Source organism: Snuella sedimenti (assembly GCF_016428595.1).
GTDB lineage: Bacteria > Bacteroidota > Bacteroidia > Flavobacteriales > Flavobacteriaceae > Snuella > Snuella sedimenti.
Genome location: NZ_JAELVQ010000009.1, coordinates 50,745 through 71,102, shown reverse-complemented (window position 1 = coordinate 71,102; position 20,358 = coordinate 50,745). Strand labels below are relative to the sequence as shown.

General features: G+C 35.7%; 20 protein-coding genes. 3 read left to right on the top strand and 17 right to left on the bottom strand.

The features are described from left to right. Positions 1-11: 11 nt before the first annotated feature. Positions 12-1,115, bottom strand: coding sequence for a DNA-processing protein DprA (gene dprA / locus JF259_RS08880; protein ID WP_199114963.1), 1,104 nt, complete (start codon positions 1,113-1,115; stop codon positions 12-14). A 103-nt stretch (positions 1,116-1,218) separates the two neighbouring features. Here dprA and JF259_RS08875 point away from each other — a divergent pair, with 103 nt between their 5' ends. Continuing rightward, positions 1,219-2,157 (top strand): HU domain-containing protein, encoded by a 939-nt coding sequence (locus JF259_RS08875; RefSeq protein WP_199114962.1) that lies wholly within the window; start codon positions 1,219-1,221, stop codon positions 2,155-2,157. An 83-nt stretch (positions 2,158-2,240) separates the two neighbouring features. Beyond that, entirely contained in the window at positions 2,241-2,750 is a 510-nt protein-coding gene (locus JF259_RS08870) for an acyl-CoA thioesterase (protein WP_199115025.1), read from the top strand. 225 nt (positions 2,751-2,975) lie between these two features. Here JF259_RS08870 and JF259_RS08865 read toward each other — a convergent pair whose 3' ends face one another. From JF259_RS08865 to porW, 16 genes are all read right to left on the bottom strand, one after another. Further along, entirely contained in the window at positions 2,976-4,205 is a 1,230-nt protein-coding gene (locus tag JF259_RS08865; protein ID WP_199114961.1) for a murein hydrolase activator EnvC family protein, read from the bottom strand. Then, positions 4,202-4,975: a DUF4292 domain-containing protein gene (locus JF259_RS08860; protein ID WP_199114960.1), complete on the bottom strand. Its 774-nt coding sequence runs from the start codon at positions 4,973-4,975 to the stop codon at positions 4,202-4,204. Before JF259_RS08860 ends, JF259_RS08865 begins: the two co-directional genes overlap by 4 nt. After that, positions 4,975-6,336, bottom strand: coding sequence for a tetratricopeptide repeat protein (locus tag JF259_RS08855; protein ID WP_199114959.1), 1,362 nt, complete (start codon positions 6,334-6,336; stop codon positions 4,975-4,977). Before JF259_RS08855 ends, JF259_RS08860 begins: the two co-directional genes overlap by 1 nt. Positions 6,337-6,560: 224 nt before the next feature. Further along, on the bottom strand, positions 6,561-7,580 hold the full coding sequence (locus JF259_RS08850; RefSeq protein WP_199114958.1) for a sugar nucleotidyltransferase: 1,020 nt from the start codon (positions 7,578-7,580) through the stop codon (positions 6,561-6,563). Between the two features lie 110 nt (positions 7,581-7,690). After that, complete coding sequence (gene dut, locus JF259_RS08845; RefSeq protein ID WP_199114957.1) at positions 7,691-8,125, bottom strand: dUTP diphosphatase; 435 nt, start codon at positions 8,123-8,125, stop codon at positions 7,691-7,693. Between the two features lie 40 nt (positions 8,126-8,165). Next, positions 8,166-9,593: an oligosaccharide flippase family protein gene (locus JF259_RS08840; RefSeq protein WP_199114956.1), complete on the bottom strand. Its 1,428-nt coding sequence runs from the start codon at positions 9,591-9,593 to the stop codon at positions 8,166-8,168. A gap of 58 nt (positions 9,594-9,651) precedes the next feature. Further along, complete coding sequence (locus tag JF259_RS08835; protein WP_199114955.1) at positions 9,652-10,152, bottom strand: hypothetical protein; 501 nt, start codon at positions 10,150-10,152, stop codon at positions 9,652-9,654. A gap of 117 nt (positions 10,153-10,269) precedes the next feature. Next, positions 10,270-11,130 (bottom strand): ATP synthase F1 subunit gamma, encoded by an 861-nt coding sequence (gene atpG / locus JF259_RS08830; RefSeq protein ID WP_199114954.1) that lies wholly within the window; start codon positions 11,128-11,130, stop codon positions 10,270-10,272. A gap of 87 nt (positions 11,131-11,217) precedes the next feature. Next, entirely contained in the window at positions 11,218-12,798 is a 1,581-nt protein-coding gene (atpA, locus tag JF259_RS08825) for a F0F1 ATP synthase subunit alpha (protein ID WP_199114953.1), read from the bottom strand. Between the two features lie 6 nt (positions 12,799-12,804). Next, on the bottom strand, positions 12,805-13,341 hold the full coding sequence (atpH, locus tag JF259_RS08820) for an ATP synthase F1 subunit delta (protein WP_199114952.1): 537 nt from the start codon (positions 13,339-13,341) through the stop codon (positions 12,805-12,807). A gap of 6 nt (positions 13,342-13,347) precedes the next feature. Further along, positions 13,348-13,848 carry a F0F1 ATP synthase subunit B gene (locus JF259_RS08815; RefSeq protein ID WP_199114951.1) on the bottom strand — a complete coding sequence of 167 codons (501 nt, stop codon included), beginning with the start codon at positions 13,846-13,848 and terminating at the stop codon, positions 13,348-13,350. 77 nt (positions 13,849-13,925) lie between these two features. Beyond that, positions 13,926-14,117, bottom strand: coding sequence for an ATP synthase F0 subunit C (gene atpE, locus JF259_RS08810; protein ID WP_199114950.1), 192 nt, complete (start codon positions 14,115-14,117; stop codon positions 13,926-13,928). A 38-nt stretch (positions 14,118-14,155) separates the two neighbouring features. After that, positions 14,156-15,235 carry a F0F1 ATP synthase subunit A gene (gene atpB, locus JF259_RS08805; RefSeq protein ID WP_199114949.1) on the bottom strand — a complete coding sequence of 360 codons (1,080 nt, stop codon included), beginning with the start codon at positions 15,233-15,235 and terminating at the stop codon, positions 14,156-14,158. Between the two features lie 503 nt (positions 15,236-15,738). Then, the gene (locus tag JF259_RS08800) at positions 15,739-15,969 is read right to left on the bottom strand and encodes an AtpZ/AtpI family protein (protein WP_199114948.1); all 231 of its coding nucleotides are present in this window, start codon (positions 15,967-15,969) and stop codon (positions 15,739-15,741) included. Further along, complete coding sequence (locus JF259_RS08795; RefSeq protein WP_199114947.1) at positions 15,929-16,342, bottom strand: bactofilin family protein; 414 nt, start codon at positions 16,340-16,342, stop codon at positions 15,929-15,931. Before JF259_RS08795 ends, JF259_RS08800 begins: the two co-directional genes overlap by 41 nt. A 5-nt stretch (positions 16,343-16,347) precedes the next feature. Then, positions 16,348-18,912 (bottom strand): type IX secretion system periplasmic lipoprotein PorW/SprE, encoded by a 2,565-nt coding sequence (gene porW, locus JF259_RS08790; protein WP_199114946.1) that lies wholly within the window; start codon positions 18,910-18,912, stop codon positions 16,348-16,350. A gap of 330 nt (positions 18,913-19,242) precedes the next feature. Here porW and JF259_RS08785 point away from each other — a divergent pair, with 330 nt between their 5' ends. Continuing rightward, positions 19,243-20,298 (top strand): ferredoxin--NADP reductase, encoded by a 1,056-nt coding sequence (locus tag JF259_RS08785; protein WP_199114945.1) that lies wholly within the window; start codon positions 19,243-19,245, stop codon positions 20,296-20,298. The last annotated feature ends 60 nt before the right edge of the window (positions 20,299-20,358 follow it).

The following is a 20,358-nucleotide window of genomic DNA, read 5'->3' as shown; positions in this document are numbered from 1 at the left end:
AAGACTGTTTGTTAAACAAGCTCAAATAATTTACCCGGTAACGGGCGAACAACCCCTTTAAGCTCCATGTTTAATAACATACTGGCCACTTTATAAATTGGCATATTACAATTTACAGCAATAACATCTAACAGTTGTTTATTATGCTCTTTAAGATAGTTATAAATAACTTTCTCATCGGCTTCCAACTCAACAAACAATTGTTTTTGAACGACCTGCTTATTGGGTTCTTCTAATTGCCAATTTAAAATATAGGGTACGTCTAAAGGATTAGACAACATATGTGCCTTTTGGTATTTTATTAAGTTATTGCAACCTAGGCTTTGTGTGTCTGTAGTACGCCCTGGTACTGCAAAGACATCCCGGTTGTACGAATTGGCAATATCAGCTGTTACTAAACTCCCTCCTTTTTCGGCCGATTCTATTACAATAGTTGCTTCACTCAAACCGGCTATAACCCTATTTCGCTTCAAGAAATTATTCCTATCAAAAGTAGCACTACTCCAAAAATCGGTAAAAAACCCACCGTTATTTTCAATAGCTGCCACATACTTCTTATGCACTTTAGGGTAAATTTGATTTAACCCATGTGCCAAACAGCCTATTGTTTGCAAATTATGCTTTAATGCTGCTTTATGCGCCGTAATATCCGTTCCATAAGCAAGTCCCGAAACAATTATTGGGTTATATGGTGTGAGTGCCTCGACCAAAGCTTCGCAAAAAGCAATACCATGAGTTGTTATTTTTCGAGTTCCCACAATACTAATAATGGGCTGATGGTTTATATTAATCTGCCCCGATTGAAATAACAGAATAGGGCCATCAATACAATGTTTTAATTTACCCGGGTAATTGGCATCCTTAAAATAGGAACACGTAATATTATTGGATTCCATAAAATGAATTTCAGCTTCAGCCGCTACTAAATGATCCTTTTCATTTAAATCATTCAACATAATGGAGCCAATACCATCGATTTTAAGCAAATTTTGTTTCTTTTCCTTAAAAACAGCCTCGGCCGAGCCACAATTCGTAATCAATTTCTTAGCTGTTATGTCGCCAATTTTTGGGACATGCTGCAGGGCCAGAGTATAAAGCAAATCATTTTCAGACATGTATTCATTTGATTTTGAAGTTACAATAAAAGAATTTTTAAAGTGTTAATAAATATTTTGAGGTTAATTTTACCTGAAAGCAAAAATTTTTAACTTTGTTTACATGCAACTAGAAACCTACATCAGCGATTTATTATACAGATATGAATGTGTTACAGTTCCTGAATTTGGAGCTTTTTTAACACAACGTGTTCCTGCTTCTATAAACGAAACTACAAATGCTTTTTATCCACCTAAAAAAATGGTGTCGTTTAATGAACAGATCCAAAAAAGCGATGGTCTATTGACCCATTACATTGCCGATATAGAAAAAATCTCTTTTGAAGCCGCAGCCGGAAAAATTCAAAAGCGCATAAAAGCGATCAAATCTAGTTTGATGCAGGGTGAAACGGTATCTTTTAAAAATATAGGAGATATTACATTAAACAGTGAAGGCAAAATTTTGTTTGAACCGACTTATCATCTTAATTATTTAACAGATGCATTTGGTCTCTCCCAGTTTGTTTCTCCAACGGTAACCCGTGAAGTTTATAAGGAAACTGCCGAAACAATTGAAAACGTAATACCTATTGCTGTTACACCCGAAAAACGTAAAAACAGATCGTATTTGAAATACGCTGCTGTAGCTGTAATTGCCCTCTCCCTTGGGGGTTTTGCTGCATCCAACTTTTACGTTAACAAAATTGAACAACATAATCAAATAGCTCAGGAAACAGCGGAACAACAGCTTGACACAAAAATACAACAGGCTACTTTTAATTTAAATCCGCTCCCTGCTATTACTGTTAACCTTACTAAACAATCTGGCAACTATCATATTATTGCTGGGGCCTTTAGAGTTGAAGATAATTCGAATAAAATGGTTCAACAACTCAGAAAGCAAGGGTATCCAAATGCGAGAACAATTGGTATGAACAAATCTGGTTTGTACGAAGTAGTTTATGCCAGTTATGAAAATGGAAAAGACGCCTTAAAAGCCATTCGAAACATTAGAACAAACCATAACAAGGATGCTTGGTTATCGGTTAAAAAACTAAACTAGTTTTTTGCGAATTCGTCAATATTTTACTTCTTTAATCCTAAAATCGTTTTAACTTTGCGGCATCATTAAAAAAACCACAAATGATGCAAGCAAAAACGCCTGAACAATCCAAGACGATCCTTACTGATATGGTTTTACCCGGTGAAACCAATCCGTTAAACAATTTATTTGGAGGAGAGTTATTAGCCCGTATGGATCGTGCGGCAAGTATTGCTGCCAGAAGACACTCAAGACGTATTGTGGTAACAGCTTCGGTAAACCATGTTGCATTCAACAGAGCCGTTCCCTTAGGAAGTGTGGTTACTGTTGAAGCCAAAGTATCCCGAGCTTTCAACACCTCTATGGAAGTCTTTATAGATGTATGGATCGAGGATCGTGAATCTGGCGAAAAAACGAAGGCTAATGAAGCTATTTATACCTTTGTAGCTGTCGACGAAACCGGAAGACCTATTGCAGTTCCAGAAGTACTTCCTGAAACGAAACTAGAAAAAGAGCGCTTTGCAGCCGCCTTACGTCGTAAGCAATTAAGTTTGCTGCTTGCCGGAAAAATAAAACCAAATGATGCTACCGAACTAAAGGCACTGTTTGAATAATACTAATTCAGATCCGTTAGAACATCCCTAATTTAACGTTAATAATGAATAAGGAATTTATGTCTGTTTGAGTGCCAAATCTGTGATTTGGTGTATCGAAAACAAATAAATTTCCCACTAAAAGTACTTCTCGATACTAAATTCTTTCAGAATTTCACTCGAAGAGACATTAGGACTCTTAAACATTATTCAAGTTAATTTATAATGATCCTGATAAAAAGGTGATTACATTTTATAAATCCACGAAGCTGGATTTTCCGTTCTTGTTTCTTTAAAAATGCTAAAATTAAGGGTTGTCTCTCCACTGGAAGGATTCGTAAAGACCTCACCTATTTCCTGCTTTGTAGAAATTTTATCGCCTTTTTTTACGTAAACCCTCCCCAAATTCTTATAGGCTGTAAAGTAATTTCCATGGCGAACCATAACAATGATGTTTCCATTTTTAATGGCAACTATTTTGGTTACCTCTCCATTAAAAATAGCCCTTACCTTTGCATTTCTCTCAGTTGCTATTCGAACCCCGTTGCTGTTTATAGTCAAGCTCTTATTTAAGGGATGCGGTTGTTTACCATACCCCAACTTAACAAAACCTTTCTCTACTGGCCAGGGCAATTTTCCTTTATTTGCTGTAAAATTGGATGCCAATATTTTCTCTTCGGCTGTTAAAGCAAAGGTTGCCGAGCTAGTAGCTTTTCCTGCACGTTTATTGGAACTGGCAATAGCTTCTTTTATAATACGGTCTATTTGGGCATCTATCCTATCGGCTTCACGTTGTTTATTCTTAATCTGGGAAGCATATAACGAAATATTTTTTCTAACGGCTTTCATTATTGTTTCATGCTGTTTACGCTCAGTTTCCAAAGCCTTTTGATGCTCCCGATTATCAGCTATCAACTTCTTTTTATCTTCTTGCTGTTTTAGCAAATCAACATTAACCTGTTGTAATTCTCTTGTTTTAGCCTTTATGGTTTCCCCTTGTTGCTTTTGATGATCGGAATACTGCTTAATATATTGTAAACGCTTATATGCCTGCTTAAAATCGTTTGAAGACAACAAAAACATAATCTTACTTTGTTGATTTTTGCTTTTATACGATTTAACGATCATTGCCGCATAATCTTCCTTTAATTGTTTTAATTCGTCTCGTAATGCTGTAATTCGTTTTTGGTTAGCACCAATCTCTCTTGTTAACAAGTTAGCCTGTTGATTGGTAACTTTAATTAAATTATCTAATACGCGTATCTTATAATTAAGATCTTCTATCAAGGATAATTCCGATTTCTCTTTCGACTTGTTCTCGGTTCGTAGCTCATTAATTTTTTGGATTTCTCGACGCAATTCCTGTCTACGCGTCTCCAAAGCTTTTTGCTTGTTGTTTTGAGCAGGAGCAATGGTACTACACAGCAAGAAAGCCAACAAAAAAATAGATTTACTTATGCTATTGGTTTTTATCATTCAAATGCGATTTCCTTATATCCAGACGGTATTTTAAACGGGAACCTAAGATCTACATCCAATGCCGCACCCTTATATTCTAAGTTAATAATTAGCTCTTCATTTGCTTCAACGGCAATAACTTTAATACGTTGCGGCAAGGTTTGTTTTGCAACCTTTTGATAATCTAAATAATCGATTTGTAAATACCTAAACTTTTGGGGTTGGTATAGTTGCTGCGACTTAATTTTAAAATACGAGGGTTCAAGGAACAAAAACAATTCAAAAACAGCACGTTGTTGCTTAGGCTGTAAAACGTAGGTATTGTTGTCGACCGACACCTTGTAAGTCTCATCTTTTAAATGGTACAGAGCTTCTCCCAAAAGTAAATTCTGTACTTTTTCAAAATCTAATTCTGTTCCCAACAACTTACTTAAATAGCTATAGTCTCCTTCAAAATAGGTGTTATCGAGTTTATTATAAAAACTTACCTTATCAGGTGTTATCAGGGCTTTAACAAATGATATTGGAGAAGACATCAATAAGATTTTTTTGTCTTTCTCTATACGCATATTAACGGTATACCCTTTTTCTTTATCACCATCTTGAACATCTACTTTAACACGTGCTGCCAAGGTTTTAAAACGGGGTGTCTGCTTTAAATTCTCTTTAATTAATTGTTTGGCCGATAATTTAAGGTTTGCTTCTCCAGATCTGACCGTTCTGGCCGATTTGCAATTAAAAACCAGTAACAGCAATAGGATTGTAATGGAGCGTCTATAAGTATACATTAATTCGAAGATTCTAATTGTTTTGCTTTATCATCATAAAACTTTGCTTTGGCAGCATTATTTAACTGGCCATAGGCCTTACTTAACTGATTATAAAAATCGGCTTCCATTTTGGGGCTATCAATAATATAATCAAGTCCTATTTCTAAAACTTCCACAGCCTTTTTAGGCTGTTGTAAGTTATTTAAAGTCACGCCGTTTATTAGGTAAAGAATAGGTTGCGAAGGATACTTTTCGAGTGCTTTACTACTCCTTGCTTCTGCAAATGCATCTTTCTTCAAATCGACATATAGCAACAATACATTGCGTAAAACATCAAAATTATCATTATCTAACTTTAACGCTTGCTCATAATACTCAAGTCCTTTTTCTTTATTGTTCTTTGTTAGATAATATTGGGCAACTTCAACAAGTGTTTTGGCATTGTTTAAATCTCCCATTAATAGGGTTGCTTCAACCAAATCGGCTTCATGCTCTGGGTGATTCCCCACAAATTTAACAAAATCTGATAAGACCTTAAGCTTCGCTTCTGGCTTAATCTGTGCGCTTCTAATAACTATTTTCATAGAGGCTATAGCCTTTTGTGTGTCAGCATCATCCAGATAAAACTTATACAGAGCCAAATGCACCAATTGTGAATTCGGATTTACTTTTAATAATTCTTTTGCTGTTTCAAAAGCTTTCTCTTTATCGTTATTCTCACTATATCTAAAAATAAGGTTCAAATAATTGGATTCTTTATCTGGATTGTTTTCAACACGAGCTTCCAAATTTTTTATTTGATCCTTTTTACGTCCTGTTGCCTCATATACTTGGTTACGCATCCTATCCCTCTCTATTGAAATACCAAACTCTGCATCAAGCGCATCTAACAGTTCCAATGCATCCTTATACTTTTTGGTTCTAACATATAAAGCAGCTAGGTCTTCTTTGTAATCGGGATGGTATTTAACCAACTGTTTAACCGTTTTTATGGCTTTGTCGTATTCATTCTGTTGGGCATAAAACCCATAAAGCTCATCCAAAAACCATTCGTTGTCAGGTTCTTTACTTACCGCTTTCTTTAGGGCATCTTCGGCCGCTCCAAAATTTTTAAGCTTATTATAGTTTTTTCCAAGCTCGAAATATAACACAGGGACATTTTTATCCAATTCAACACATTTTAAAAGTGCTTCAACAGAGCGATCGTAATTCTCAATCCCTTTCTGTTTTAATGCTTCAAAAAAGAGTTCTTGGAATTGATCCTCTACATTACCTAAATCGTCATCAGGCTTTTTATTAAAATCTACCTGGGCGTAATGATGCATAGGAAACAATAAACTCCCCAAAAGAAATAGTATTATGTATATATTACGTTTCATCTGTTAATATTTATTGTTTTTAAGTGGTCAGATGCAATGCCTAAATTATCATATATTCACGTGTTCTTATTTTGAAAATAGGAGTTCGTGAATCTTCGATTTCGGTTGGGTTTGCAACTTTTTGTTAATGGCATTTCATAAAAACACCTTTTGCCTTTAATCTAGACTATAAGTAATACAATATGCATTCCAAACGTTATGCGATTCCTGTCTGTGTTTATAAGCTACTCCAAAACGGCATAATCACCTATACTAATGGCTTTAAAATTACCATCGAATGACACATAGTTCCCAATCATTGCTTCATCTAAGTTAGCATTTTTAATGATTGTATGTGTTTGTATCAAACTATTCTTGATAGTAGCATTTTCAATAAAACTATTATTACCAATAGACACGTAAGGTCCAACAGTTGTGTTTTTAAGAACAACATTCTCACCGATAAAACACGGCTCTATAACCTTAGAATTATCTAATTTCACTGAAGGAGCTACCAATTGTTCTTCGCCATCAGCTTTTAAAAACCCTAGCATCTTACCATTGGTTTCAATAGTTATCGCCTTATTACCACAGTCCATCCATTCGTCAACCGTACCAGTCTTAAAAACGTTTCCATCGGCCATCATACGCTTAATTCCGTCATTTATTTGGTATTCTCCACCATTCATAACGTTTTCTTCCAAAACTTCTTGTAATTTATCCTTTAAAACACTTACATCTTTAAAGTAATAAATACCGATTACTGCTTGATTGCTAACAAAATCTTGAGGTTTCTCCACCAATTCAACAATTTCTTCATTAGCATTTAATTTTACAACGCCATAGGCTTCTGGGTTGTCAACTTGTTTCGTCCAAATAACGCTATCTGCATTTGGGTCTAAATCGAATTTTGCTCTAATTAATGTATCGGCATAAGCAATTACAGCGGGTCCGGACAGTGAGGGCTTGGCACACATAATAGCATGGCCTGTCCCTAAAGGCTGGTCCTGACGGTAAATGGAGGCTTTAGCTCCTAAACCTTCTGCTAAATCTTGCAAGCTTGAGACAACATCGTCTCCAAACCAAGCAGGGTCGCCAAGTACAAATGCTATTTCTTCTATAGGCTGTTTTAAAACCTTGGCTATATCCTTTACCAAGCGATGCACAATAGGCTGACCAGCAACTGGGATTAAAGGTTTTGGTATTGTTAAACTATGGGGCCTTAATCGTGACCCGCGTCCTGCCATTGGTACTATTATTTTCATCTTTTTAAGCTAATTTTTTGTTGATTATTGATTTGCTCTAGCCACTCTAATTCACAAATGTTTTCTTTTTATATTCTGAAAATCAAAAATCGTCAATCGTAATTCTTTAATCACTTTGTTCCTGTACTCCCAAAACCACCTGCTCCACGAGATGTTTGAGAAAGTTCTTCAACCTCAATCCACTCGGCACGCTCGTGTTTCGCAATTACTAATTGCGCAATACGTTCACCATTTTCTATAGTAAAGTCATCGTTAGAAAGGTTTATCAGTATCACGCCAATTTCTCCTCTATAATCGGCATCTACAGTACCGGGAGCATTTAACACCGTAATTCCTTTTTTGGCTGCCAATCCACTTCGTGGTCTTACCTGAGCCTCGTAACCTATAGGTAACTCTATAAACAGGCCCGTTCCAACAATACTCCTTTCCAAGGGCTTTAATGTCCGAGCCTCTGATAACTTGGCACGTAGATCCATTCCGGCCGAAGCAATCGTTTCATAATTGGGCAATTCGTGATTGGATGTATTTATTATTTTAATTTGCATATGTTTTATTTTTAAATGACCTTCTAAGCCTAATATGGCATTATAATCTTGTTAACAGCCGTTTTAATTCGTTTTTTTCTAACACATAAATAATAGCCAAAAATACTAAAAGTAAAGCTGTATTTATATAATAGTTTGCATTTGTGTTAAGCGCTAGAACCGATAAAATAATGGCTAAAACTAAATAACTTACTATACTTTTGAGGTTATAGGGAACTTCGTAATGTTTTTGTCCCAAATAATAAGATAAGACCATCATGGTTCCATAGGCCAGTAATGTAGCCCAAGCAGCCGCAATAAACCCTATTTTTTCGATCATAATGACATTAAAGAGAATTGTAATAATGGCTCCTACCAACGACAGATACATACCGTAACGCGTTTTATCGGTTAGCTTATACCAAATGGCCAAATTGAAATAAATACCCAAGCACAAATTAGCGAACAGCACTATAGGCACAATATTTATAGCCACCCAATAACTCTCATCCCTAACGATTAGGGACTTAAAAATATCCAGATAAGCAATAATAAAAACAAGCATGAAACTCCCTAATATTACAAAGTATTTCATGATAATAGCATAGGTCTCTTTTGCATTTTTCTCCTTAGCGTGATTAAAAAAGAACGGCTCTGCCCCCAATCTGAACGCCTGAATGAAAATAGTCATAAAAACAGCTATTTTATAACATCCACTATAAGCTCCATTAATATCCTTACCCAACACAGTTGGCAGTAACCACTTATCAAAATTTTCGTTAATAACATAGGCCAGACCAGCCACCATGATTGGCAGGCCATAATTTAGCAACTGCTTAAAAATGACTTTACTAAATTGCAGCTTAACCTTAAAAAAATAGGGCGTTAACATTAAAAAGGTAACCACACTGGCTGCAAAATTGGCTACAAATATATATTTTACCAAGTCGTCCCCATCGTAATAGGAAGCTTTTATAGCAAACTTTGGAATAGCCCATAAGAAGAAAAAATTCAACAAGACATAAATAAAAATATTACTCAATTTTATAGCTGTGAACTTAATAGGTTTTCCTGTAGCCCTTAAATATGCAAAAGGTATAACAACAATAGCATCTAAAACCAACACGCCTATTAACAAATTAAAATAACTTTCTTTTAAGTTTACCAATTCCGCCAATTCTACACTAAACGATAAAACAACTATTAAAAAAAAGATCGTTGTTACCATTAAACTAATTAAAGCTGTAGAAAACACTTTGCTTTTTTCTTCACTCTTACTGAAAAACCTAAAAAAGGCTGTTTCCATGCCATAGGTTAACAGCACATTAAAAAAAGCTGCATAAACGTAAAATGTGGTATTATCAGAATAACTAGCTGTTCCCAAAGTATCTGTATGTAATGGGACCAAAACAAAATTCATTAGTCTTGGCAAAACAGTTGCTAGCCCGTATATAATGGTATCCTTAAAGAAGGTCTTTAATGTACTCAAGTAGTATTTGTTTATATGGCTAAAAATACGTTTTTAGCTAACGTAAACCAAAGATAAGTTATTGCTTCTTAGTACGAGAACCTCGATATATTTGCACTTCTTTTTCGGCAATGCCCTCGATTTTAAAGTAATGCGTTTTGTTGCCATACTTGTAACTTACTATACAGGTATTATCCTTTAGCTCAAAAGGCATCTTTTTTGGGCGTACCGGTGCTTTATTACCATATTCGGCATAGGGCTTATTACTCATAATTATATCCTGCTCCTGATTCAGGGAAGTTTTAAATCGCCCCACAAACAGTGATTCATCCACAAATTCCAACTTGGCTTGTTTTCCTCTAAAAAAGACACTATCTAGTATAATATCCTTAGGGTTCGATAACACTGGAATATATAAATTACCTCCTTTACCGCCACTTTTCACTCCAGATATCCAAGGCTCATAATATACATCACCTATCGCCATAGGCATCCTATCTTGAAGTTTCTGAGCACTTATACAGCTGAACACTGCCAGTATAATTAAAGATGAAAACGATATATTTTTTATTGCAACCATTTCGAACTATATAAAGATACAGTTTCAAAATTGATGCCATAAAAAAAGCCCCACTTAAAGTGAGGCTTGATAATTTATAGTGAAAATCCCTTTTTTGAATGTTCTTAGAACAGCAATCTAATTATTTAAAGCTTCTGCTCCACCAACAATCTCAAGGATCTCGTTAGTAATAGCTGCTTGACGCGCTTTGTTGTAAGTCAATTTTAACTGATCTCTTAATTCGGTTGCATTATCGGTTGCTTTATGCATTGCTGTCATACGGGCACCGTGTTCACTTGCGAAAGAATCTCTTATCGCCTTATACAATTGCGTTTTTAAAGACTTTGGTATTAATTGCTCAACGATTTCTACTTTAGTAGGTTCAAAAATATAATCGAGATTAACATTTGCATCGGCTTCAACCTGTACAATTGGTAAAAACTGTTCTGTTATTACTTCTTGTGTTGCGGCATTTTTAAATTTGTTATATACAACTTCAATTTTATCGAAATCGCCTGCTACAAACTTATCCATTAATAACTGGGCTATTTCAGAGACATTATCGAAAGTCAAATCATCGAATACCTCACTTTTATTTGCAATGACAATATTTTTCTTAGCAAAGGCATCGTTGGTTTTTTTACCTATTGCAACCACCTGTACATTTTTACCAGCATAAACATTGTCGATTAAATGTTGTGTTTGCTTAATAATGTTAGAATTAAAAGCGCCACATAAGCCCCTGTTAGAGGTAATGGGAACAATTAGAACATTCTTTACATCTCGTTGGGTTGAAAAAACACTGCCTGAGTCTGCATCTAAAGTCGCACTTAAACTTTGTAAAAGCTCGGTTAACTTATTTGCATAAGGACGCATTGCGGTAATAGCATCTTGTGCCTTCTTTAACTTAGCAGCCGATACCATTTTCATGGCACTGGTTATCTGCATGGTTGAAGACACCGATGATATTCTGTTACGTATTTCTTTTAGATTAGCCATAATCTCCTTTTGTCATTCCGCATTTGATGCGAAATCTATTTTAATTGAACTCCAAATATGAGATTCCTGCCTTCGCAGGAATGACAATTATGCTTTATACTTTGCCGATAAATCCTTAGCTACAGCTACTAATGTATCTGTAACTTCGTCTGTTAACTTACCAGACTTTAAAGTATCTAAAGTATCTCTATGTTTAGCATTTAAGAATTCTATATAATCTCTTTCAAATTCTTTAACTTTCTCTACAGGAACATCTTTTAACAAGTTTTTTGATCCAGCATAAATAATTGCAATCTGATCTTCAACTGTAAACGGATCGTTTTGAGCTTGTTTTAAGATCTCAACGTTACGTTTACCTTTCTCGATCACGTTTAAAGTTGCGGCATCCAAGTCTGAACCAAACTTAGCAAACGCTTCTAGTTCACGGAATTGTGCCTGGTCTAACTTTAACGTACCAGCTACTTTCTTCATGGATTTAATCTGCGCATTACCACCAACACGTGATACTGAAATACCTACGTTAATCGCTGGACGTACACCTGAGTTAAATAAATCGGACTCCAAGAATATCTGTCCATCGGTAATCGAAATTACGTTTGTTGGGATATATGCCGATACGTCACCAGCCTGCGTTTCAATAATTGGTAATGCTGTTAAAGAGCCTCCTCCTTTAACGATTGGTTTTAATACATCAGGAAGATCGTTCATATCCTTAGCAATAGAATCATCATTGATTACCTTCGCAGAACGCTCTAATAAACGAGAGTGCAAGTAGAAAACGTCTCCTGGATAGGCCTCACGTCCTGGTGGACGACGTAATAACAAGGATACCTCACGGTAAGCTACTGCCTGCTTGGATAAGTCATCATAGATAATTAAAGCCGGACGGCCAGTATCTCTAAAATACTCACCAATAGCAGCTCCTGCAAAGGGAGCATAAACTTGCATTGGTGCAGGATCTGATGCGTTTGCAGCCACAATAGTGGTATACGCTAACGCTCCTTTTTCCTCTAATGTTTTTGCAATTAAAGCAACAGTAGACGCTTTTTGTCCTATAGCTACATATATACAATATACAGGCTCACCTGCATCATAAAATTCTTTTTGATTTAAGATGGTATCAATACAAACTGTTGTTTTACCAGTCTGACGGTCTCCAATCACCAACTCACGTTGTCCACGCCCAACAGGAATCATGGCATCTATAGATTTAATACCTGTTTGTAATGGCTCGGTTACGGGCTCACGATAAATAACTCCTGGTGCTTTACGCTCTAAAGGCATTTGGAAAGTCTCACCAGCGATAGCCCCTTTACCATCAATTGGATTACCAAGCGTATCTACAACACGTCCAACAATACCCTCTCCAACATTAATAGAGGCAATTTTACCTGTACGTTTTACTGTAGAACCTTCACTTACCCCTATGGAAGCACCTAATAATACGATACCAACATTATCTTCTTCAAGGTTAAGTACAATCCCTTCTAAACCGCCATCGAATTCTACCAATTCTCCGTATTGCGCATTAGAAAGTCCATAAGCACGTACAATACCATCTCCAACAGTTAATACTGTTCCTACCTCGTCTAGCGAAGCCGACGCTTCGAAACCTGCAAGTTGTTGTTTTAAGATTGCTGATACTTCAGCTGGTTTTACTTCTGCCATCTTATTTTAATTTAATGTAAATTCTCTTTTTAATTTGTTAAGTTTGTTAGAAACACTCGCATCATATTGCTTGTCGCCAACTCTTAAGATGAACCCTCCTAAAATGGTTTCATCTACAATACTTTGAAGCTCAACAGTTTTATCTGTAAGCGTTTTTACTTTAGCAAGTACTTTGGCTTCTAAATCTTTGGTCAAAGGAAAGGCTGTTGTAACTTGTGCTATCTCTTTTCCATTTAGCGTATCGTATAAATCACTATACTTGATTGCTATATCATTTAGAATACTTATACGCTTGTTTGTTATTAGCAAATCAAACAAACCTGTACTAATTGCATTAAGGTTAGGAAAAACAGCTAATAACGCTGCTTTTTTAGCTTCTACCTTAATCACAGAATTATTAAGCATATCGCTTAATTCTTGGCTTTCTGCAATAGTAGTGGCCATTAACTTCATATCGTTGTTCACAGCATCAGCCTGGTTTTGGGCATTGGCCAAACTTAGGACTGCTTTAGCATAACGTACTGCTGCTCTTGCTCCTGCCATTTTTACTTAGTTTAAAGTTGTTTCAGCCAACATAGACTCTACTAAATCAACTTGCTTGTCTTTATTAGATAACTCCTCACGAATTACTTTTTCTGCAATTTCTATAGACAGTCCAGCAACATGGTTTTTAAGTTCTGCCATAGCAGACTTCTTTTCTCCTTCAATAGCTGCTTGTGCTTGCTGAATCATTTTATTGGCTTGATCTTGTGCTTCCTCTTTAGCATCTTCTATCATTTTTGATTTGATATCCCTAGCTTCTTTAAGCATGGCTTCACGCTCCATTCTAGCTTCTTTTAAAAGCTTCTCATTATCGGCCTGCAAGTTCTCCATATCCAACTTTGCTTTCTCTGCAGAATCCAAAGCATCTTTAATTCCTTCTTCGCGTTTTTCAACTGCATCAAGAATGGGTTTCCAAGCAAATTTTCTTAACAATAAAACTAAGCCTACAAATAATACCAATTGCCAAAAGAACAATCCAATTGAAAATTCATTAATTAACTTTTCCATGTATATCTATGTTATAATCTTAACTAATCTTTTTTAACAACAGCTATAACCAACCGTTATAGCTGTTGCTAGTGTTACTAAGCTGCGAATAAAGCAGCAAATCCAATACCTTCAATAAGTGCAGCTGCAATAAGCATAGCTGTTTGGATTTTTCCAGAAGCTTCTGGTTGACGGGCAATAGCTTCCATAGCTTGTCCTCCAATTCTACCAATACCTAAACCGGCACCGATAACAATTAATCCTGCTCCTACGATACTTGGAATTTCCATAAAATATATATTAAAAAATTAAACATTCAACTTTTAAATTAATGATCGTGGTGCTCTTCTACTGCCGATCCAAAATACAATGCCGACAACATTGTAAAAATATACGCCTGCAATGCTGCTACTAACAACTCTAGTAATGATAAAGCAAATGCTAAACCAAATGACAGCGAACTTCCTAGCCAATTCTTGAAGATAAACATTAAGCCAATAATACTCATCAACACAATATGACCTGCTGTAATATTAGCGTACAAACGTATTAACAACGAAAATGGTTTAATAAATATCCCTAATAATTCAATTGGGGCTAATACAATTTTCATAGGCCATGGCACACCCGGCATCCAAAAAATATGTCCCCAGTAATTTTTGTTCGCCGTAAAGTTGGTTATAAAAAAGGTCAATAAGGCCAAGGCCAATGTTACAGCTATATTGTTTGTTACGTTAACTCCAAGTGGCGTTAACCCTAACAAGTTTATAATCCAGATGAAGAAAAATATAGTAAGCAAGAAACTCATGTAACGCTTATAATGTTTTTTTCCGATATTAGGAATAGCAATATCATCACGAATATAAAGCACTATAGGCTCTAACAAACGCCCCATTCCTTTTGGCAACGCTCCTTTACGGTAGGACTTAGCCATAGAGCTAAACATGTACAGCATTAACAACCCAACCAAAATGATTGTAAACACATTTTTAGTTATTGACAAATCCAAAGGCTTCGCATTGGTTGGATGATGGTGATCATCGTAAGTTATTGTACCAGAAGCATCCGTTTTATAAATTTTACCATGGTAAGATTTATAATAATTCCCATCTACCTCAGCAACTGTTTCTCCATGGTGAAACTTAGATGACCAAAACACTTGCAAACCATTGTCCCATAAAATAACCGGAAGCGGCGCCCCAATATAAACATGCTCTCCTTGATCGTTTGTATAAGAATACAAACTAAAATCGTAAGAATCCTTTAAATGGTGCTGGATATATTCCTTAATTTCTGTTTTTATATCGCTCTTTGGCTCCCCATCAGAATGTCCTTCTTTAGCAAAAGAAGCAAATGTTATTAAAAACAGTAGTAGTGTTATTGGTTTTAAAGATATTTTTCTACGCATATCACTTTAAATAATAGTGGCTTAAAAATCGCTGCAAAGGTAGGTTTTTATCTCAAAAACAAAAACTATTTTTCTTTTTATTTCAATTCACTTATTAATAAGAATTTAAGGAGCAATTAATCCATTTTATTTAACCATTTGCTCAGGCTAATAGTTTCTATAATTAAGCCCAAACCATAAGGCACAAAAAAAGCCATGAATTCAAGTCTTGAAACCTCATTGTCCTGTTTATAAAAAGGATAGAAAAACACGAAGAACATTGCAAACTTGAAAAAACTACCCATCATAAAAAGAAAGCCTAATTGACTTTTGTACTTATACCTCATCAAATAAAGAAAGCCAAAAACCCCAATAATTAATAAAAGATTAATCGCATAAGCCAAAACAATCCTGTTATCGAATAAAGGCAAGTTAAAAACAGACAATATACTTATGTGAATGCAAAAAGCCAACAACAAAAATATGCTTGCCTTTATTGTAAAACTTAAAAAAGGATTTATCATTTAATCTTGAATTCGGTTAAGCTGTTTCAAAACTACATACAATGAAACACCAACCCCTAGAAGTGTAAAAATTATTAAAAACGCTTTACCGCCAACATTATAGGTAGCATCTAGCCACCTACCCAAAAGCACAAACAAATAGATAATAACACCCATTTGGATACCAACTCCTGTAAGTACCGCAATTTGCTTAAGCGGATTGTTCGGCTTTTGTCCCTTTTTGCCCACCATTAATTTCTTTTACAGATCCCTTCATAACACAGGTTACGTTAAATGTTGCCCCTGGCTCGACGGCTAACTTTCCTGCCACCACTTCTCCTTCAATATGTGCCGAGGATTTTAACGTTAAAGTACCCGAAAGTGTTAATTTACCTGAAAATTCACCTTCAAAATAGGCATCGGTACCCTGTAAAGTTCCTTTTATTAAACCTGCCTTTCCTACCACTACTTTTCCAGATGTTGTAACATTGCCTTCAACAACACCATCAATCCTAAAGTCTCCTTCACTAATAAGGTCACCGACTATTTTAGTGCCTTGTGCTATAATATTCTGACTTGACGATCCCTCTACCATTTGCTTTTCTTTTTTATTATCAGAAAACATAATATCTATTTATTGGTTCTATTTAAGTATATACCTAAATTCTTGTGGATTTGGATGATTTGATAATTTTCAGACGCCATTACAAAATAAGGTACCTGTATTTTTTGTCGATCTTCCTTTGTCAACAATTGATCAAAAGTTTTAGCTACCTGAGCTGTTTTTAATCCATGAACAACAACTAAAGCAGTACTCTGGTCATATATATCCAGAGAGGTTTTTAAATCGTAATACTTTATATTTTTTAAAACAGTATCCAACACTTTCTGAAAAGGCTTAGCTTCTAACAGTGTTTCGTCTTGAAACTTAAAAATCACCTTAAAATTATTTGACATATTATCTTCGACAAAATCCTTATTGGCTAATATAGGTAAGACGTTATTTTCAATTGTTTGTGCTTGCATCCCTTCTGGCGTATTTGCATAAGTCACAGCAATGTAATTAATCGCTTTACTATATTTTTCGAAACCATACAAACGTCCCATAGCGGTCGCCTTTAACAGTTCAAACTTAGGAACTATAGGTTCTCCATCGAATTTATTAATGTAGGTCTCGCAGGCTGTAATCACCTTAGCGTATTCTTGATCTTCATGTTGTTCATATAGCGCTTCATACAAACGCTCTGGACTATCGCCATCTTCTGTGTCTGCTAACTCGGGGTTGTTTAAAATTGCTGCATAACGTGATTCTGAGTACTTTGTGACAATGTCTTGTTTTGCAATAGTTGCTTCATCATTTTCACCTAAAACCGTATAAATCTTATACAAATTATATTTAGATGGAAGCACCAAGCGTTCTTCTGGGTTATTGTTGAGCAAGGTTTTAAATTTGCTTTTCGCTAAGGGGTATTCTTTAAATTTTTCCTTATAAATAAGCCCTAATTGATAATAGGCAAAATTGCGTTCTTTGGAAATGCTATCTATTTCTTTTTCTTCGGATGGGATTTTAGAAATGTAAAATTGCGGATCGTACAATTCGTCTTCTGAAGCCGATGCCAGAATATCTTGGCTCGAAGTATTATTGACCGTTCCTGTGCCTCCTTTGGACGACCACCTCCAATTATCCTCCAGGGCACGATCTCCCCAAATTTTAACAAACTCATTCTTACCATAAGCAACCGTTGTTGGATTGTAAAAATAAAACATTGACGCCTGTCCTGGAACACCTCTTCCAGAAAGCTGCTGTCCGCCCGGAACGTTATTTACAGCGACACCTCCTCTATTGCGTTCTATAGCTTCTTGGCGTTCTTTTTCTTCTTTTTCTTCCTGGGCTTTTAGCCTCAAGCGTTCTATAAACGATTCGAAGTACTGCACACGATCTACATCCGACAAACTCACTAACTCCAAGATGCTATCATTAACCCGAGCAACGGTTTCATAAAATATAACATCTTCCAAATTATCACGCTTACGCTTTATAACACGATAAGGTTTAGAGTCAACAACCAAATTACCCATAGTGCTATCGTAGTAAGCACCGGCATCACGATACAACAATTTATCAAAACTCATATCGCCAAGTATTTCATAATTCTTAGCTTTTAACAATCTATCTTGTGTATTGGTCCGCAACGATTTATTATAATACGACACAGCCAAGGTATCCGATCCATTTTTTAAATGATAGGTTGCTATCTGATGGTAAATTTTATCTAAAAAAGGCCTGTTTTCTCTATTTTCTTCAAGCTCGGTAAGACGCTCCAATAGCTCTAGTTTGTTGCCACTTTTATAATCAAAATTTTTTATCTTTTCAATATGGGCGCTTATTAAATAAATGCGCGGCGTTTTTCTATTTAGTTCAATTACTTTATCAAAAGCATAATTAGCACTATCGGTTTTTCCTAAAGTATTATATAGCTGTCCTTGTATAAACCGGTATCTACCTCGTTCATCATTTCGCTTGGTCGCATTGGCAGCAACTTCCAATTGGGTAATAGCACTATCTACAGCCTTGGTATTTAAGTATGCCTGCGCCAACATGGAAGTAGCATCCGCTAAATCTTGATCTTCTAGTGCTTCTTGTTTTAGCAAACGCTTTAAATTATTGATTGCCAACTCATCATTTTCTAAACGTATGTTCGTTTTTTCCCGCCAAATCTTGGCCTGATTTATCTTGTCGCTCGCTGGATACTTGTAAAGAATGTAATTGAATGCTTCAAGTGCAGGAACAAAGCGCTGATCGAAATACCTTGCCTTTCCCAAAAGCAGGTACGCTTCGTCTATTTGCGGATTCTTCTCCTTTCCTTGAAAATTCATACTATGCTTTTGTATGGTTTTCACGGCTTTTTCCTCTGCCTTGGAAAAAAGTTCACTTTTAGATTGCCCAGGAAGCATAACCTCATCGGTAACTTCCATACGTTCTATAGGAAGTACTTCCCAATAATTATCAAAATAACTTTCATTAAGACTAGTACGTCCCTGCTCTAAAACATCATACCCATTGTATAACGTATTAAATTCTGCAGTGACTGCGTGGTAATTACGACTTACGAAGCTATTCTTTTTTCTTGAACAACTCGCCACTAAAAAAGTAGAAACTACTAAAACAAGTATGACTCTATAAACTGTTCTCAATGCTGGTTTTTTAGTCTAATAAATAACTTAAAACTCTCTTTATTATTATATATAGAGGTAAAAATAAGCATCTTTTTGGATTTAGCTATAAAAATGGAACTTTTAACGAGGCTTTGACTCTTGACAAAAAACTGCCAGCAAACATCCATTTAGCTTACAGAAGATTGCCGAAAAAATCAAAAACCCTGTTTTATTCTACTCTTTTCGATTTATTATGACCTATCAAATTCTTATTCACCAGTATACGCCATCTGTTACATTATCTTAAAATTAGTTAAAAACAACATCCTATTTACAAATCAACTTATTATTTTTGTCAAAAATTTACACATGTCATCATTTCACAAACTTAGCATAAAGGAAATAAAAAGAGAGGCAAACAAAGCCATCAGCATTGCTTTTAACCTCCCTGAAAACTTAAAAGAAACCTTTGCTTTTCAAGCAGGTCAATATATTACTTTAAAAACGACTCTTAATGGCACTGAAATACGTCGTGACTATTCACTTTGTGTTTCGCCCAAAAGCGGCGAATTAAAGGTAGCCGTAAAAGAGGTAAAGGACGGTACGTTCTCATCATACGCAAACAATGTATTGCAAATAGGAGACACATTGGATGTAGCACCGCCTAAAGGACATTTTACTTTCGAGCCCAACGACTCTATAACCAAGAACATCGCTGCCTTTGCCGCAGGAAGTGGCATCACACCTATTTTGAGTATTATTAAATGTGCTTTAGAGGAAGAAGTACACAGCAAGATTATTTTAGTTTATGGCAACAAGACCACTAAAGACACTATGTTTTTAGATGAATTACTAAATCTACAGCATCAATACAAAGAACGTTTTTCCATCCAGTTTGTGTTTAGTCAGGCAGATGAAGAGGATGCCATATTTGGCCGTATTGAAAAGAGCACCGTAAATTATATTATGAAAAACAAGCATAAACATATAGAGGTTGATGCTTTTTATCTTTGCGGCCCAGAAGCCATGATACATACTGTTAAAGATGTTTTAACCGATCATGGCATTGATGAAAACAGAATCCATTTCGAACTCTTTAAAGCTGCAAAGCCAGCCGAAATTGATGTGGCACCCATTAAAAGTGGGAAAACACAAATCACCATTACTGTTGATGATGAAACGACCACTTTTGAAATGTCCCAAAAACAAACGGTTCTTGAAGCTGCCCTAGATGAAGATTTAGACGCGCCTTACTCATGTCAAGGAGGCATTTGTAGTAGCTGTTTGGCTCGTATAACCGAAGGTGAAGTGATCATGAGACAAAATAATATCCTAACAGACAGTGAAGTTGCAGAAGGCCTTATTTTAACATGTCAAGCACATCCAACAACCTCTACGCTTTCTGTTGATTACGACGATGTTTAGGCTCCTTCTATCCTTTAGAAAGTCCCATAAGAGGAAACATAAACACTAAATTTTTCGTCA